Here is a 16,229-nt window from a genome sequence, read left to right as displayed (position 1 = left end):
GGAGCCGGACGGGGCGTCGGCCCGCGCGGGCGATCCCTTCCGGCTCCCGGTTCCGCGACGCGGCGTAGCTCGTCCACGGTTCTGAGTACGCGTACTCTGTCGCGGCCCCGCCGGGCACGTGACCCTCGTACGCATGACCGAGAAACTGCTCCGCCCCTTGCGAACGCGCCCTTGGCCGGAACGCTGGCTGACGCGTGTGCTCGGCGCCGCCCTCTCCTGCGCGGCGTACCTGATCTGTCTGCCCTGGGACCTGCGCAGCCGCCCGGAGACGCCGGGTTCGACCGTGGAGACCACCCCGGTGACCGGCACGGCCGTCCTCGCCCTCGCCGCGGTGCTGCTGCTCCTGGCCGTCCACTTCGGGCTCCGGGACGCGCTCGCCTGGCCGTTGCTGCTGGTCGCGGCACCCCCGGCGATCCTGCTGCACGTGTCGCTGCGGACCCACCCCGGACCCCCGGACGGCCTGGCCGGGGTGTGGCCGCTGACCTGGGCGGCCGTCACGCTGCTCGGGGCCGCCTCCGTGCTGGTCGTGAGCGCGGTGGCACGCCAGTTCAGGACGGACCTGGCGGACGCCCTGGAGGAGGAGTGGGTGCTGGCCGGCCAGTGGTGCCGGTGAGACGGGCGGGCGCCCGGTGACCCGGGTCCGCCCGCTGACCGCCCCGGTGACCGGGGGCGCCCGCAGCGCGCCGCGGCCCGCCTACTGCCCGTAGAAGTACTGCGAGCTCTTCTCGTTGAAGTACGAGGCGTAGACGCGCCCGAGGACCGGCTTGCCGCGGTACATCCCCACGTACTGGCGCGAACTGTCGACCACGACGGGCCGTGTCATGCAGGCGAACTTGACCCGCTGCTGCGCCTCGGCCCACTGCACGGCCGCCGGATCGACCCGGTCGCTGACGAGCAGCGGGAAGGCGCCGATGCCGTTCTGGAAGCCGACGGGCAGACCGCCCTTGGTGTCCTTGGCGTACTTCATCACCTGGTCGGTGAAGCCGGAGATGGCCTGCACGGTTATCTCCGGAACGACCGCGGCCACCGTGAACAGGTGCAGCTTCGTCCCCATCCAGCGCATCCGGAACTCGGCCCGCCGCCCCACGAGTACGGGCACCCCGGCCCATTCCTCCCACCGCGTGGCACATCCGTCGGCGGTCAACTGCCGCTCCACGAACGTCAGGTAGGTGCCCGGCGCGGATTGCTGCTGGTTTGCGTCCATGGCGGGATCCTAGGGCCCGGGGCCGACGGCCGGAACGGGTGCCGGTCGATCGACTGCCCGACTGCCCGACTGCCCGACTGGCTGCCGGGCCGGCTGCCCGATCGTCTAGGCGCCCGTCGTGGACCCCGGACGGATGATCATCAGGACGGTGACGGTGGCCCACAGCAGGTTGAAGATCCCGGTGAACATGGCGAGCCGCACGGTCGCCGCGCGGTCGATGGTCCCGCCCTGGTCGGCTCCCTCCAGGATCGCGCTCTGCCGGGGCAGGACCAGCGCGGCGAGGAGCACGGCAGCCAGCGCGGTCAGCACGATCGAGACGATCAGCCAGGTGTCGCCGAGGACGCCCATGTCGCTCGCGGTGGCGAACCCGAAGACGGGAACGACGACACCCACCACGGCGTACACCTGGCAGATGCGGTGCAGCAGCCGGGTGGTGGCGAGGGCGCTCGAGTCGTCGGACCCTTCGAGAACCTTGCGCGCGGCAGGCGGGAACATGCTCGCGGCGACCGTGACGGGCCCGATGGCGACGATCGCGGCGATGACGTGGACGGCGAGGAGGAACTTGGTCACGGGGTGACGGTAGAGGCCGCACGGATCATGGAGAAGTGGCACTTTTGCCAGGGGTCAACGGATTCTGGCCAGGGCGGTGAACCCCGTGCATGCACGGGCTGCGACCGGCGTGAACACCCGCGTGACGAGGCCGGAGCGGAATGCTCCTGTGATGGCTGGGGCCTGTCGGACGGCGTCGGTGTGGCGAGAACCCGGCGCAGGCATAGGCTCTGGTCATGCACATCGTGGCCGTACTGGCGCTGGACCACGTCATCCCGTTCGATCTCGCGGCCCCGATCGACACGTTCGGCTGGGCCCGGCTGCCCGACGGCCGCCCGGCGTACCGGACCCGGGTGTGCTCGGTGACCGCGGGCGCGGAGGTGAGCGCGGGCGCGTTCACGCTGCGTGCCCCGTACGGCCTGGAGGCGCTGGCCGAAGCGGACACGATCATCCTGCCGGGCGTGGCCGACCCGTCCGCCCCGCTCCCGCCGGGCGTCGCGGAGGCGCTGCGCGCGGCGGCGGCGAACGGCACCCGGATCGCCTCGATCTGCGTCGGAGCGTTCGTGTTCGCCGCCACGGGCCTGCTGGACGGACTGCGCGCGACGACGCACTGGGTCGCGTCCGCGGAACTGGCGGCCAGGCACCCGGCGGTGACGGTCGACCCGAACGTGCTCTACGTCGACAACGGCCAGTTCCTGACCTCGGCGGGGGCGTCGGCGGCGCTGGACATGTGCCTGCACATGATCCGCAAGGACCACGGTTCGGCGGTCGCCGCGCATGCCGCCCGGCTGTCGGTGATGCCTCTCGAACGGGAGGGAGGCCAGGCCCAGTTCATCGTCCACACCCAGCCTCCGGCCCCCGCGGGCACGACCATGGAGCCGCTGCTCGACTGGCTGGAGGAGAACGCCGGCCGCGAGCTGACCCTGGAGGACATCGCGGTTCAGGCCGGGACGAGCACCCGTACCCTCAACCGCCGCTTCCGCGAACAGACGGGCACGACACCGCTCCAGTGGCTGCACCGGGCCAGGGTGCGCCGCGCCCAGTACCTCCTGGAGACGACCACGTACCCGGTCGAACGCATCGCCGCCCAGGCGGGCTTCGGCTCTCCGACGGCGTTCCGGGAGCGCTTCAAGCGGGTGGTGGGGACGAGCCCGTACGCGTACAGGCGGGCGTTCCGGGGGGCGGAGGAGCGGGCGTCCTGAGGTTCGGGCCCGGTCCCGCTCAGGCGCGTCGGTCGGCCACGGCCCAGGAGGCGAGGGCCATGGCACCGGCGACACCGAAGACGGCGGGCCAGGCGCCGACCTTCTTGGCCAGCGGGTGCGACCCGGCGAACGCGGCCACGTACCCGGCGGTCAGCGCCCCGGCGGCGGCCCCGCCGGCGTCCTGCTTCCACTGCCGGGCGGCGGCGACGCCGGCGACGGCGAGCACGACCCCGCCGAGCTGCCGCTTCCTCGTCCACCGGGCGACGCCGTACCCACCGACAAGCCCCCCGGCGGCCACCACCGCGGCCGGAACCTTCGCCATTGCTGCCTCCTTGTTCGTCCCCCGAGGCTAACGCCCGCCGGAAGCGGGGCGTGCCCGGGCCCCGACACGTGGGCCGACTGTCGGTGGCACCCGCTTGGATGGGCGGTATGACAGCCCGAGACGTCGCCGGTGCCCTCCCCGACATCGACACCCTGAAGGACCTCTGCCGGTCGCTGGCCATGGCCGAGGCGATCCTTGACCCCGACGGCGAGTGCATCCACTCGTACAACGCCCACTGGTCGGAGACGGAGCAGACGGCCTCCATGCGCAACGGCTCGGGCGACGAGTACGACATCGTCTTCGCCCCCGCCGGGGCGTACATCCGAGGCTTCGACCACGAGTCCCCGTTGAGCCCGTACCACCGGGAGGACATGCCACGGCCTTGGCCGGGCGTACTGGACTCGGTGCCCGAGCCCTTCCGCTGCTACGTCGAGGAGCCGGCCTTCACGGACGAGAACGGGTGTCCGGTGGTGACGGTGTGCCTGTGGCGCGAGACGAACGCCCCGTCCTGGCAGACGGGCCGGATCACCTTCCCCGAGGGACACCCGGACCCCGACGACGCGACCCGGCTCTTCGACCTCCTCCTCACCCCGACCCCAGAGGCGTTCCAGACGTTCGCCGAGGACTACTACGAGGTGTCGGTGGACATCGAGGCACTCCGCCACATCTACGCCCTGCGCCCCCTCGGCCTACCTCAGATCACCGGCCTCAACCCGTCGGCCTCACCGGAGTCGATTGCGGCTGCGGCCACCATGATGGGGTACCCCGTCGCGGCCGACTTGAGGTCGGCGGCGGGCTGACCCCTTGTCGGCGTGGCTCACGGGGAAGTCGGCGATTGAGATCGGCGCCGGGTCAACTCGTGATCGAGGCGTAGGAGCTCACATCGGCAGGGAGCTCGTGGTGCAGATCCCAAGTGATCGCCATGGGCTTGCTGCCGGAGTGGTCGAAGTAGGTGGCTGGTCCCAGAAGCATCCACGGCTCGGCCTTGCCGATGCTGTTGCGCTTATAGCGGCGCAGGAACAGCAGGACATGGCTCCCGAGCTGGTCGTGCTGCTGGTAGCGCAAGCCAGTCGCGGAGTTTGCCGGGGTGGTGCTCTGGGACTCCCAGTGGAAGCGGGTGGAGCTGAGTGCGTAGTCCTTGTAGCGGACTGTGGGAGAGAAGTCGCGCTCGCTCTTTTCCAGAGTGATGAGGAGCGCATCGGTCTTCAGTTCCTCTACCCACCGAACCCCCTGCCCGAAATCCCTGGGCATCTGGCCTCCCAGACGCGCCACCCCCAGAGCCGAGAGGATCTCGGAACGGTTGTACGAGCTGTGGATCTTCAAGGGGACGTGAGCGAGTGGACCCTCCAAGGGGAGTGGGAAGTGGTCCGCCTGCTCGAGGGCGTAGGAGAGAACCTGCTGCAGTTCGTCACGCACCATCGGCTGCGATCGAAGCGACTCAAGGCCTTGGCGATAGCTCGAGAACCCACCACCGTTGTCCCAGAGGTTGAAAAAGAGCATGCGGGCGTACGATGCCTCCGCCTCAGGCAGGGAGCCGTAGTCGGGGGCATCATCTGTCAGCAGTCGTAGGTACGCCTGGATGCGGTTCGGGTCGTCGACGTGCAGGAATGCATGGGCGCGCTTGAGGAGTTCTGCCTCGCCCGGCGGTGCCTCCTCGGGGAGGAACCCAGCTTTGCGCAGCACCTTGGTCCAGGAGTTGTCACTCTTGTAGAGCTCCTGGATGTCCCGGCGGCTCTCCCGCAGGTAGTCCGCAAGTCGCGGAGTGCTGTAGTCCCGGGCCTCTCGAGCCAACGTGGTGATGGTGGCCTTGAGTTGTGTACGGATGTTGTCCAGGATGAGGTCCTTGGACTTGCCTTCCAAGATGATCTGGCACCCGGATGGCAACTGTGGGAAGTCCTGCTCGATGCTGTCGACAAGCCGGTTGCGGGACAGGTTGGTCAGGGCCCGGAACTGTTCCTCGAAGCGGAACTCCGCTCGATGCTGACCGATGAAATCGAGCACCGTCAACACAGGCTTGCTCGGTGTGCGGCGAAGACCACGCCCGAGCTGCTGCAGGAAGACGGTCGCACTGTTGGTAGGGCGCAGCAGAAGCAGTGTGTCCACATCTGGGATGTCCAGGCCCTCGTTGAATAGATCGACAGAGAAGATCACCTGGATATGACCCGCTTTGAGATCGTCAAGCGTCTGCGCGCGTACCTCGGGGCGTGAGTCGCTATCGAGTGCCGCGGCTTGGAATCCCGCACGGCGGAAGCAGTCCGCCATGAAGTGTGCATGCGCTTTGGAAACGCAGAATCCGAGGGCCCGCATGGAGGCAGGGACTGAGATCTTGTTCTGGACCTGCTTGATGACGATGCGGGCCCGAGCCTCGTCACCGGTGTACAGATGACCGAGTTGATCCCGGTCGTACGTTCCCGAACGCCAGTTGAGGCGGGTCAGATCCGTGCCGTCTGGAAGCCCGAAGTAGTGGAAGGGGCTGAGGAGGTCGTTCTCCAGGGCCTCCCAGAGGCGTAGCTCCGCAGCGATGCGCCCGTCGAAGAAGACGTTCTGCACACTGCGGCCATCCATTCTCTCGGGGGTCGCAGTGAGACCTAGCAGCTCGGCCGGCTTGAAATGCTCGATGACTCGCTTGTACGTCTCGGCCGTGGCGTGATGGAACTCATCGATGACGATGACATCGAAGTGCCCAGGGTCGAGTTGCTCCAGGCGCTGGACGTTGAGTGATTGGACGCTGGCGAATACGTGTGTCCACTCGCGTGGTTCCTTGCCGCTGTGAAGAAGCTCGCCGAATGAGGCGTTGTCCAGGACCTCACGGTAGGTGCGCAGGGACTGGTTCAGGATCTCTTTGCGGTGAGCGACAAAGAGCAGGCGGGGAAGGTCGCCGCCGCGTTTGTCGCGCATGCTTCGATAGTCAAGTGCCGCCATGACGGTTTTGCCCGTACCCGTCGCGGCGACGAGAAGATTTCGGTTGCGGCCGCGGATTTCCCGCTCGACGCGAAGGCGCTCCAGCATGTCTTTTTGGTGGGGGAGCGGATGCACCGCGAGGCCCGAAAGGCTGATCTTGATATCTCCAGCGGGGCCAGTGCCGCCCGCCCTGGCCAGTGCCTCAGCCAGTCGCTCACCGTCGCGATCAGGGTCGTAGGCTTCGAAGGCGGTATCGGCCCAGTACGCGTCAAAGGTCGCCTCGAACTTGTCGAGCACTCTTGGTGTAGCGACTGACGACAGCCGTACGTTCCACTCGAGGCCGTCGAGAAGCGCAGCTTTGGAGAGGTTCGAACTGCCTACGTATGCGGTGTCGAAGCCCGTGTTGCGCCGGAACAGCCAGGCTTTGGCGTGCAAGCGCGTCGATCTGATCTCGTAGTTGACCTTCACCTCGGCGCCGAACTCGCGAACGAGGCGGTCCAAAGCATGCCGATCGGTGGCGCCGATGTAGGTGGTGGTGATGACCCTGATGGGGACGCCACGTTCCTTGGCCGCACGGAGCGAGTCCTCGAGAACTCTTATTCCGTACCACTTTACGAACGCGCAGAGCAGGTCGATGCGGTCGGCGGTGGCGAGTTCGGCTCGCAGTTCCGCTCCCAGACTTGGATCGTCTGGCGCGTTGGTGATCAACGCTGTCTCCGACAGGGGAGTCAGAGGTCTGATGGCGTAGGCGCCGGGAGCCTGCTGCTCTGCCAGGGCCAGGAGCTGGCGAGGCCCCTCGATGATGGTGGGCGAAGCCTCGTCGTCATCCGGGTCCGGCATGCTGCTGACCAGAGACTTCATGATCTGGTTGGCTGCGGCTACCTGCTTGTCGTGAGGGAGCAGGCTCAACCGTCGCCCCACGGCTTCGCCGATATGGCGCGCCAGGACATGAGGCGTCGACTCGGCACTGACCTCCGCATGAATCGGCTTCCATCCGGCCGCGTTCAACTGGTCGATCTGTGCCTGCACACCTTCGGTGATGAGCTCTTCGTACACACCCGCAACAGGCTGTGACAGATCCCCTGACTGAACCACGCTGCCCCCGATCGTTCATTGCGCCATGCACAGTTCTAACAGGGGCCACTGACACGATCGAGTCATAGGGCTAAGAAACCCAAAGGTGCACCCCGACTACGGGGAGCCGGGATGCACCTTCAGGGGAGTTGGCAGAGCGTGGCGATGCCCTGGGTCATCAAATGACCCCGTGACACTCCCCATAAGCAACCCCCGACCCGCACCAGCACTCCGACCCCCGCTGCGGGGGCCATGCCACCGCCAGGCCGCGGGCCGCCAGGGTCGTCGCGTACTGGGGGAGCAGGGTCGTGTCCGAGGGGGAGGCGGCTTCCGAGGCGGCGAAGGCCTCGTAGGACGGGACCGTGGCGGTGACGATGCCCAGGTTCGGGGTGCCGGAGAGGGCCAGTTCGCGCAGGGACGCCTCTATCGTCGCGAGGTGCTCGTCGTGCGACGGGTACTCGGTGGTGAGGTCCGGGTACGCGGTGGTCAGTTCCGTGAGTTCGGGGGCCGACCAGTGCAGGACCGCCACCGGGAACGGGCGCGACAGCGCCTCGCGGTAGGCGCCCAGTTCGGCCTGGAGGCGGCTGATCTCGGCCTGGAGTTCCGCCGGGTTGTCCGAGCCGAGGGACCAGACCCGCTTGGGGTCGTGGAGCTCGTCCAGGGAGATCGGGGACGAGTGCAGGGTGTCGGCCAGCGCGTCCCACTCGTCGTGCGCCGCGCCCAGCATGCGGCGCACCCGGTGACGGCCGAACAGGAGGGGGAGCGTGGAGTACGGGGGTTCCGGAACGTCCGTCAGGAGCAGGGTCGTTCCCTCGGTGAAGGTGTCCTGTGCCGCTTCCAGTTCGTCGTGCGACTCCAGGGCCTCCGCGACGATCACCCAGGGGGCCGGGTCGCGGGGGGCCGCCGCCCGGACTCCGTCGATGATCGCGCGGGCCTCGGCCTCGTGGTCGTACTCCCACAGGTTCGAGGCCTTGAGGGCGCGGACCAGATACGGCTTCTCCAGGGGGGTGTCCGAGGAGAGGAGGCGGTCGTAGAGGGTGGTGGCGCCGGGGCGGTCGCCGGCCAGTTCGAGGTGGGCCGCGGCCTGCAGGAGCAGGTGCTCGGCGTCCTCCGGGTACAGGCCGGCGGTCCGCTCCAGGCGAGCCGCTTCGGCGGTGTGGTCGACGTTCTCGGCAGGCGTGTCGGGGCGCATGGGGGACACCGTACTGCCGCCGGGCCGTCAAGGAGAGAGACCTGCAGGCCAGAGACACGGGAGTCCCCGACGGCATATTCCACGCCGCTTCACTGCTTCAGCGCTTCGCTGGTTCGACGCGTCGTGCGTCGTGCGTCGTACGGGCACCCAGCCCGGCCGTCGGTTCGTCCGTGGGCGGGTCGTGGTCCCCGGTGCCGGGTCCGGTCAGCCCCGGATCACGCCGTCACCCCGTCCACCTGCAGCGTCTGCACCGCCCCCGCCGGGAACGGGAGCGCCACGGACTTGCCGGTCAGGTAGGTGTCCGCGTGGGCGGTGTAGAGGTCGCCGGTGCCGGAGGTCAGGGTGGTCCAGCGGGGGACCAGGCCGCCCGTGCCGCCGGAGACCGTGGTGAAGCGGGAGAGGTCGAAGGTCAGGGTCTGGGCGGACGTGGCCTTGTTCGCCGCGACGATCACCAGGCGCTTCGCCGTCGCGTCGTACGCCGCCACCGCGTAGTCCACGCCCGTGTCCACGATCGTCATGCTGGGCCGGATGTGGCGGCTGAACTGGGCCATCACGTACAGCTTCGTCTCGACGGCGCCGGCCGTCAGGGTGCTCGCGTCGTACTTGATCATGCCCCAGCCCTCCGTGGGGTCCATCACCTGCCAGTAGACCCAGGCGGTCGGGTGCAGCCAGCGGAAGTCGAGGAGGAGGTTGCTCGCCAGGGTCAGGCCGGTGCCGTCCCCGTCGCCGTACTCGGAGTTCCACAGGACCTTGCGGGAGGTCGTCACGGCGTCCGTGTAGAGGAGGTCACGGCGGCCGCCCGACCCCTGGTAGCCGTGCACGTTGACCCGGTCGACCAGGGCCTTGGTCGTCGAGTTGAAGGAACCCCATGTCGTACGGGCCAGGTCGTAGCTCGTCTCGTCCGACGCGGAGATCCTCGTGCCCGTCAAGCCCCGCTTGTCCAACTCGCTGCGCAGGTAGGGGAGTACGGCCGACTGGACGGTCGCGTCCATGTGGCAGCCCTCCTGGGTGCCGGTGGACGTCCACCAGGCGGAGGAGGGCTCGTTGAACGCCTCCACGGTGGCGAAGTTCACCCCCCAGTTCGTCTTCGCGTAGAGCGCGACCGCCGCGAGGTGGGAGGCGTGCTGGCGGTAGTTCCAGGACTGGAGGTTGTTGCCGCCCCCGGACGCGCCCGAGGGGTTGTGGTTCAGACACATCCACCACATCGGGGAGTTGGCGAACAGCTCACTCGTCGCGCCGCGTGCCGTCGCCTTGGTCAGGGCGGCGCGCTGGGTGGCGTCCGCCGTCCACTTCCAGGCCGAGGACGTCGGGTCCTCGTTGTTCCAGTCCTGCCAGTAGCCCTCGATCTGTTTGAAGGAGGGGATGTTCGCGGAGGCCGTCATCGTCTCGCCGCCCACGCTGTTCCAGGAGCACGCGCCCAGGTTGTAGCGGGCGATGGTCAGGCCCAGGCCCGGGCGGGAAACGCCGTTGTACGTCGTCGACCTGGTGGTGAAGAAGAGGTCGGCGAAGTCGTCGCGGGCGCCGAAGACGCCCGCCCACCAGGCCAGTGAGGTGCCCCACCCCTCCCACTTCCCGTACGTCGTCGCCGGGTTCACGGCGATCGTCGCGTCGGCGCGGGCCGTGCCGGTCGCCAGGGCCCCGCCGAGGACCGCACCGCCCGCGGCGCCCAGGAGTGTTCTGCGTCGGATCATGGCTGGCTTCTCCGTCCGTCTCAGCGCGACTCACGTCCTTCGCGGACGGAGTCGGCCATGGCTGTCGACTCGACTTCGAACTCGGTCGCCGGTTGGTCCCGCCGGCGCTTGCCCGTCCCACTGATGCCGTCCCGCTGATGCCATCAGGAAGCATCGGGTGTGGCGGCTGAGGTTGTCGAGGGTTGCGACAGCCCTTTCTAAAACCGGTGGAGGAAGCACCGGACCGGACAGGAGCCGCGCGGGGCTGGAGAGTTGGCGGGGTGACGCCTATCGTGCGCCCGGCGAAGGGGGCGGACGGATGCGGGCTCCGGGGGTCGTGCACCACGGCACGCGACGGCGGCGGGCCGCGTTCCGGCGAGCGGTGTGGAGCGGGGCCGAGGTGCTCGTCACCGTCGGAGTGGTGCTGCTCCTCCTGGTGGCGCACCAACTGTGGTGGACCAACCGGCAGGCGCGGCACAGCGCCGAGCGCAAGGTGCAGGCGCTGGAGCGGGAGTGGGGGACCCCGGACCCGGAGGCCTCGGGGACCTCGGGGGTCTCGGGGTCCGACGCGGACGCGACGGGGGCCGGGAAGGCCGGAGGGGCCGGGGGAAGTGGGGGCGGCGAGTCCGCGGGACGGTCGGCGGGACGCGACTCCCTGTCGGGGGCGGCGGCCGACGGCGGGCGGCAGCAGCCCCGTTGGTCGCAGGCCTACGCCGTCCTCGGCATTCCACGGCTCTCCCTGCGGGTGCCGGTCGCCGAGGGCGTCAGCAAGGCGAATGTCCTGAACAAGGGGTACGTCGGTCACTACAAGGGCACCCAGCAGCCGGGCCGGCCGGGGAACTTCGCGCTCGCCGGGCACCGGAACACCCACGGGGAGCCGTTCCGGTACCTCCCGAGGCTCCGGCGCGGCGACACGATCACCGTGGAGACGAAGACCGCCGTGTACACGTACACCGTCGACCGGACGCTGTCACAGACCTCCGCCCGGGACGTCGGGGTGATCCGCCCCGTGCCGCGCAGCACCGTCCGGCCGTCGTACGGGTACACGCGGCCCGGGTACTACATCACGCTCACCACGTGCACCCCCGAGTACACCTCCCGGTACCGCATGGCGGTGTGGGGAAAGCTCACCTCCATGCGGCCCCGCTGACGATCGGGGGCTGACGACCGGGGGTCACGTGCGGTCCCGCAGGACCAGGACGCTCGCCGCGGCCACGGCGGCCAGTCCCGCCGACACGGCGATCGCGACGTCCGCGCCGTGCGCCGGTCCGCCGGTGGAGGTGACCAGGGCGATCGTGAGGGCGACCCCGGCGCACGAGCCGATGTAACGGAAGGTCTGCTGGGCGCCCGAGCCCATCGCCGCGCGGGTCGCGGGCACGGACTCGACGGCCAGCAGGGGCAGCGCGGCGTTCAGCAGGCCGCTGCCCACCCCGGAGAGCACGAAGCCCGGCAGCAGGTGGGTCCAGGAACCGGAGCCGATCGCGCCGAGCATCGTCAGGACGCCGACGGCGTGCAGCGCGAAACCGAGGGCGAGCTGATGGCGGTGCGAGACCCGGCCGGCGAGACGGCGGGCCTGGAGGGCGACCGTGAAGGAGAGCCCGGACCACAGCAGGAACAGCCACGCCGTGTCCATGGCGGACATCCCGAGCGTCCGCTGGAGCAGTGCCGGCAGGAAGCTGAACAGGCCGATCACCGCGAGGCCCGTGAAGAGGCCGCCGGCGGACGAGGCGAGGAAGCGGCGGTGCCGGAGCAGGCCCAGGTCGATCATGGGCGTGCCGCTGCGGCGTTCGACGGCGACGAACACGGCCATCAGGACGAGGAACGCGGCCAGCAGCAGGCCGACCGGCGCGCGCAGCCAGCCGTCGCGGCCGAGCGTCAGCGCCGCCACCAGCGACACCAGCGCGAGGCCGAAGGTCAGTGCTCCGGCGAGGTCGGGCCGGCCGCCGCGCGGCGCGCGGGACTCGGTCAGGGCGCGGGTCCCCAGGAGGGCGACGAGCAGCGCGGCGGCGCCCAGGACGGCGTACGCCATCCGCCAGTCCCAGCCCGCTATCGCGCCGGCGAGGAGCGGGCCCGCCGCGATGCCGCCGCTGACGAACGCGCCCCACACCCCCGTCGCGTGCAGCCGTCCGCGCGGGGTCGGGAAGGCGTGCACGATCAGCCCCAGGCTGCTCGCGAGGATCGCCGCGCTCGCCGCTCCCTGCGCGATGCGGGCCAGGGTGAACAGCCAGGTGGAGTTCGCGAGCGCGCCCAGGGCCGTGGTGAGACCGAGGGCGACGGTGCCGGCCAGGAAGATCCGGCGGCGGCCGTAGTCGTCGGCGAGGCTGCCCGCGACCAGGAGCAGCGCGGCCAGGCCCAGCGGGGTGCCGTTGAGCAGCCAGGCCTGGGCGGAGACGGAGGTGTGCAGAGCGGCCGCGGTGTCGGGGAGCGTGACCATCGGGGCCGTGTACGTCATCAGGGCCACGGCGGTGGCGGCACTGGTGAGGGCGAGGGTCGGGGTGGCCCGCGGACCGCTGCCCGCCGGGGAGGCCGAGGGGGTCGCGGAGGCCGCGGAGTTCGGCGACGCCGGGGAGGCCGCGGTGGCCGGGGAGGCCGGGGAGACGACGCCGGTGGCGTGCGCGGGCTGCGTGCTGGTGTCGGGCCGGTCGAGCCGGGTCATGGCCTGCCTTCACTTCCCTGGGTCGGGTAGGTCGGTTCATCGGGTGGACGGATGGACGTGTGGACGGGTGGACGGGTGGCGGTTCTGGTCGACCCGTCCGCGTCCCCTGGGTCCGGCCATCAGGTTCGGTCATTAGGTTCGGTCATTGAACCTTGTGCATGCGTAGACCGTAACACCTAGGTTCGTTCAATGAACCAACATGTCGAAAAGTGGCTACAGTGGGGGCATGGCTCTGGGCAAGGACTACGCGACGCAGCAGTGCTCGATCGCCCGCGCGCTGGAGGTCGTCGGCGAGCGCTGGACGCTTCTCGTCGTCCGCGACGCGCTCTACGGCGTACGGCGCTACAACGACTTCCTCGTGCACCTCGGCATCCCGCGGGCCGTGCTCGCGGCCCGCCTCCAGGCGCTCACCGCCGAAGGGATCCTGGAGAAGCGCCGCTATCAGGAGTCGCCGCCGCGTGACGAGTACGTCCTGACCGATCGCGGTGTCGCCCTGTGGCCCACCCTGCGCTCGCTCGGCCTGTGGGGCCGCGAGCACTTCGGCGAGAGCCGGCTGCGGTACTTCCGGCACGCCGCCTGCGGCACGGAGCTCGGCCCGTACGGCGAATGCCCCCGCTGCGCGATGGTCGTGCCCGTCCCGGACGTCGAGATGACACCGGGGCCCGGACTCGACCGGGACCCGGCGGATCCGGTCAGCCGCGCCCTGGTCGCGCCGAGGCGGCTGCTGGAGCCGCTCGACACGGACCCGCGGAACCCGGCGGCTGCCATGTCCGGGGGACCGGCCGCACCGGACGCCTGACCCGTACGTATGCGCCGACCCGCTCGCCTGACCTGTGCGTACGCACCGCCCCGGTCGCCTCGTACGCACCGATCCGTTGGTCCCGTACGCACCGATCAACTGGTCCCGTACGCGCCGCCCCGCGCGCCCGTGCGTACCGCCCCCGAGCCGGATCCAGTGACCGATTCCGCAGTCGATCCGGGGCGGTTGGTCCGGAACCATCCTGTATAACGAACGGAGAGACACGCGCACCGCGTACGAGAGGAGGAGCGGTCGATGATCCGGACCTGGGCCGACGCCCGTCCCGCCGCCGTACTGCTGCTCCTGCTCCTCGAGGTCGCGCTGCTCGACACGGGCTCCCTCACCGCCACCGTCGCGATCGCCGCGACGGCCGCCGCAGGGTCCGCCTTCGCCGCGTGCTCCCTCATCGTGGCGCGCTGCGCGCCCGTCGTGACGCCCACCCGGGTCCGTACGGCCATCCGCGACCGCGACCGCCGCACGGCCTTCCTGCCGCAGCGCGATCCCGACGCCAGCGGACGGCCGCGCCCCCGGGCCCCCGGACACGCCCTCCAGGCGACCGCGTAGGGCACCCCTTTCTCCGCCCCGGGTGACCGTTTGCCGGGGGTGGCTCTCCACTCCCGGTGATCCACCCCGAGTGGCACTCCGTCACGGGTGACCCCGCGCTGGTCGTCATGCCGCAATCCGTACTCCCGGCACGACGAGACCCCCGGAGGGCTCACGCATGTCCACGTTCATGTCCGTTTTCGCACACCTGGTCGAGCACCTCGCCGATCTGCTCCAGCCGCTGTTCCACGCTTCGTCCGCCGCCGCCGCGATCGTCCTGTTCACCGCGCTCGTACGCCTGCTCGTGCATCCCCTGTCGCGGGCCTCGGCGCGCGGACAGCGGGCGCGGGCGGCGCTCCAGCCGCGGATCGCCGAGCTGAAGAAGGAGCACGGGAAGGACCGCGAGAAGTTCCAGAAGGCGCTGATGGAACTGCACGCCGAGGAGAAGGTGTCGCCGCTCTCCGGATGTCTGCCCAGCCTGTTCCAGATGCCGGCCTTCTTCCTCCTCTACCACCTGTTCTCCAGCTCGACGATCGGCGGCGAGGCCAACACCCTGCTCGGGCACAAACTGTTCGCCGCGCCGCTCGGGGACCGGTGGGCGGACGCGCTCGGCGACGGCGGGCTCTTCGGCCCGGCCGGTCTCGTCTACCTGGGCCTCTTCGCCGTCGTCACGGCCGTGGCCGCGTTCAACTACGTGCGTACGAAGCGGATGACGGCCGCATCGAATCCGGCGGGCGACGGTCAGAGCGAGGGCCGCAGCGAGAGCGAGCAGGCGGCCGCCTCGGTCGGCAAGATCATGCCGTTCATGTCCTTCTTCACGCTGTTCACGGTGGCCGTGGTGCCGCTGGCCGCCGCCCTGTACGTCGTGACCAGCGCGACCTGGAGCGCCGTGGAGCGCGCGGTGCTCTACCGGGACATGCCGGGGGCGGCGCCCGCGGCCGCGGCGCTCGCCTGACGCTGCCGGGTCTGAGGCCGGTGCCGGGTCGGGTCCGGAGCCGGGATCGGGTCCGGTCCGTGAACGGGGTCTTGCGGACTGGACGGCGAGCTTGGAGGATCGCACGGTCCCTCCGACGGCCGCACCCGTCGGCCGGACGGCCCGCGACCGAGGGAGATGGTGACCATGAAGCTGCTGCGAGTCGGTACGTCCGGATCGGAGCGGCCCGCGCTGCTCGACGCCGAGGGGACCCTGCGGGACCTGTCGGGCCTCGTCGCCGACATCGACGGGGCGCTGCTCGCCGACGACGCGGCGCTCGGCCGGATCCGGTCCGCGGCGGCGGCCGGTGAGCTGCCCGCGCTGGACGCGGACGGACTGCGCGTGGGACCGCCGCTGGCCCGGATCGGCAAGGTCGTGTGCATCGGGCTGAACTACCACGACCACGCCAAGGAGACCGGGGCCGAGCCGCCCGCCGAGCCGGTGATCTTCTTCAAGGCGGCGGACACCGTGGTCGGCCCGAACGACACGGTGCTCGTGCCGCGCGGGTCGGTGAAGACGGACTGGGAGGTCGAACTGGCCGTCGTCATCGGCCGTACCGCCCGCTACCTGGAGTCCGGGGAGCAGGCGCTCGCGCATGTCGCCGGGTACGCGGTGGCGCACGACGTCTCCGAGCGGGCGTTCCAGATCGAGCGCGGCGGCACCTGGGACAAGGGCAAGAACTGCGAGACGTTCAACCCGCTGGGGCCGTGGCTGGTGACGGCGGACGAGATCGCGGACCCGCAGGCGCTGTCGCTGCGGCTCTGGGTGAACGGGGAGCTCAAGCAGGACGGTACGACGGCCGAGCAGATCTTTCCGGTCGCGGAGGTCGTCCGGTACGTGAGCCAGTTCATGACCCTGTACCCGGGGGACGTGATCAACACCGGTACGCCCGCCGGGGTGGCGCTCGGCCGGCCCGAGCCGAAGCCGTACCTGCGGGCGGGGGACGTCGTGGAGCTGGAGATCGACGGGCTGGGGCGGCAGCGGCAGGTGCTCGCCGACGCGTGAGCGCTCCGCTGGGTTCACCGGGTGGGTTCGCTTCGGCCCGGGTGCCGTTTCGCGTGCGCGTGCGTCGTGGTTGCTCGCGCCGTTCCCCGCGCCCCTGACGGGGCGGTGCTTGCTGTGCGTTGTCGGCTGCGGGGGCTTC

At 70.2% G+C, this 16,229-nt stretch carries 15 protein-coding genes; 8 read left to right on the top strand and 7 right to left on the bottom strand.

All coding sequences use genetic code 11. From position 1 onward, the window contains the following. Positions 1–133 precede the first annotated feature (133 nt). Complete coding sequence (locus ACFRIC_RS26135; protein WP_382790086.1) at positions 134–613, top strand: hypothetical protein; 480 nt, start codon at positions 134–136, stop codon at positions 611–613. A gap of 81 nt (positions 614–694) precedes the next feature. On the opposite strand, the gene ACFRIC_RS26130 is transcribed toward ACFRIC_RS26135, so the two are convergent. Both ACFRIC_RS26130 and ACFRIC_RS26125 read right to left on the bottom strand, forming a co-directional pair. Then, positions 695–1,204, bottom strand: coding sequence for a levansucrase (locus tag ACFRIC_RS26130; protein WP_382790083.1), 510 nt, complete (start codon positions 1,202–1,204; stop codon positions 695–697). A gap of 105 nt (positions 1,205–1,309) precedes the next feature. Continuing rightward, positions 1,310–1,774: a DUF2269 family protein gene (locus ACFRIC_RS26125; RefSeq protein WP_382790080.1), complete on the bottom strand. Its 465-nt coding sequence runs from the start codon at positions 1,772–1,774 to the stop codon at positions 1,310–1,312. A gap of 215 nt (positions 1,775–1,989) precedes the next feature. On the opposite strand from ACFRIC_RS26125, the gene ACFRIC_RS26120 reads away from it, so the two are divergent. Continuing rightward, a complete protein-coding gene (locus tag ACFRIC_RS26120) occupies positions 1,990–2,955 on the top strand; it encodes a GlxA family transcriptional regulator (RefSeq protein WP_382790077.1) in 966 nt (321 codons plus the stop codon). 19 nt (positions 2,956–2,974) lie between these two features. On the opposite strand, the gene ACFRIC_RS26115 is transcribed toward ACFRIC_RS26120, so the two are convergent. Then, positions 2,975–3,277, bottom strand: coding sequence for a hypothetical protein (locus ACFRIC_RS26115; RefSeq protein ID WP_382790075.1), 303 nt, complete (start codon positions 3,275–3,277; stop codon positions 2,975–2,977). Between the two features lie 107 nt (positions 3,278–3,384). Between ACFRIC_RS26115 and ACFRIC_RS26110 the strand changes: the two genes are divergently transcribed. Then, the gene (locus ACFRIC_RS26110; protein WP_382790072.1) at positions 3,385–4,077 is read left to right on the top strand and encodes a hypothetical protein; all 693 of its coding nucleotides are present in this window, start codon (positions 3,385–3,387) and stop codon (positions 4,075–4,077) included. A gap of 52 nt (positions 4,078–4,129) precedes the next feature. Here the strand turns inward: ACFRIC_RS26110 and ACFRIC_RS26105 are convergent, their stop codons facing one another. The 3 genes from ACFRIC_RS26105 to ACFRIC_RS26095 all read right to left on the bottom strand — a co-directional run bounded on the left by ACFRIC_RS26105 (position 4,130) and on the right by ACFRIC_RS26095 (position 10,135). Next, positions 4,130–7,273, bottom strand: a complete 3,144-nt coding sequence (locus tag ACFRIC_RS26105; protein WP_382790069.1) for a DUF3427 domain-containing protein — start codon at positions 7,271–7,273, stop codon at positions 4,130–4,132. A gap of 157 nt (positions 7,274–7,430) precedes the next feature. Then, a complete protein-coding gene (locus ACFRIC_RS26100) occupies positions 7,431–8,444 on the bottom strand; it encodes an SEC-C domain-containing protein (protein ID WP_382790066.1) in 1,014 nt (337 codons plus the stop codon). Positions 8,445–8,659: 215 nt separating this feature from the next. After that, positions 8,660–10,135 carry a beta-1,6-galactanase gene (locus tag ACFRIC_RS26095; RefSeq protein WP_382790064.1) on the bottom strand — a complete coding sequence of 492 codons (1,476 nt, stop codon included), beginning with the start codon at positions 10,133–10,135 and terminating at the stop codon, positions 8,660–8,662. Positions 10,136–10,433: 298 nt separating this feature from the next. On the opposite strand from ACFRIC_RS26095, the gene ACFRIC_RS26090 reads away from it, so the two are divergent. Further along, entirely contained in the window at positions 10,434–11,264 is an 831-nt protein-coding gene (locus ACFRIC_RS26090) for a class E sortase (RefSeq protein ID WP_382790061.1), read from the top strand. Between the two features lie 24 nt (positions 11,265–11,288). On the opposite strand, the gene ACFRIC_RS26085 is transcribed toward ACFRIC_RS26090, so the two are convergent. Continuing rightward, entirely contained in the window at positions 11,289–12,770 is a 1,482-nt protein-coding gene (locus tag ACFRIC_RS26085) for an MFS transporter (RefSeq protein ID WP_382790058.1), read from the bottom strand. Between the two features lie 226 nt (positions 12,771–12,996). Here ACFRIC_RS26085 and ACFRIC_RS26080 point away from each other — a divergent pair, with 226 nt between their 5' ends. The 4 genes from ACFRIC_RS26080 to ACFRIC_RS26065 all read left to right on the top strand — a co-directional run bounded on the left by ACFRIC_RS26080 (position 12,997) and on the right by ACFRIC_RS26065 (position 16,090). Then, complete coding sequence (locus ACFRIC_RS26080; RefSeq protein ID WP_382790055.1) at positions 12,997–13,569, top strand: winged helix-turn-helix transcriptional regulator; 573 nt, start codon at positions 12,997–12,999, stop codon at positions 13,567–13,569. A gap of 255 nt (positions 13,570–13,824) precedes the next feature. Then, positions 13,825–14,133, top strand: a complete 309-nt coding sequence (locus ACFRIC_RS26075; protein ID WP_382790052.1) for a DUF6412 domain-containing protein — start codon at positions 13,825–13,827, stop codon at positions 14,131–14,133. Between the two features lie 169 nt (positions 14,134–14,302). Beyond that, complete coding sequence (locus tag ACFRIC_RS26070; protein WP_382790049.1) at positions 14,303–15,067, top strand: YidC/Oxa1 family membrane protein insertase; 765 nt, start codon at positions 14,303–14,305, stop codon at positions 15,065–15,067. 165 nt (positions 15,068–15,232) lie between these two features. Continuing rightward, on the top strand, positions 15,233–16,090 hold the full coding sequence (locus ACFRIC_RS26065; RefSeq protein WP_382790046.1) for a fumarylacetoacetate hydrolase family protein: 858 nt from the start codon (positions 15,233–15,235) through the stop codon (positions 16,088–16,090). Positions 16,091–16,229 lie beyond the last annotated feature (139 nt).

It is taken from the genome of Streptomyces sp. NPDC056738 (assembly GCF_042790435.1).
Classification (GTDB): domain Bacteria; phylum Actinomycetota; class Actinomycetes; order Streptomycetales; family Streptomycetaceae; genus Streptomyces.
The sequence above is the reverse complement of the archived record's forward strand: the minus strand, read 5'-3'. Positions and strand labels throughout refer to the sequence as shown.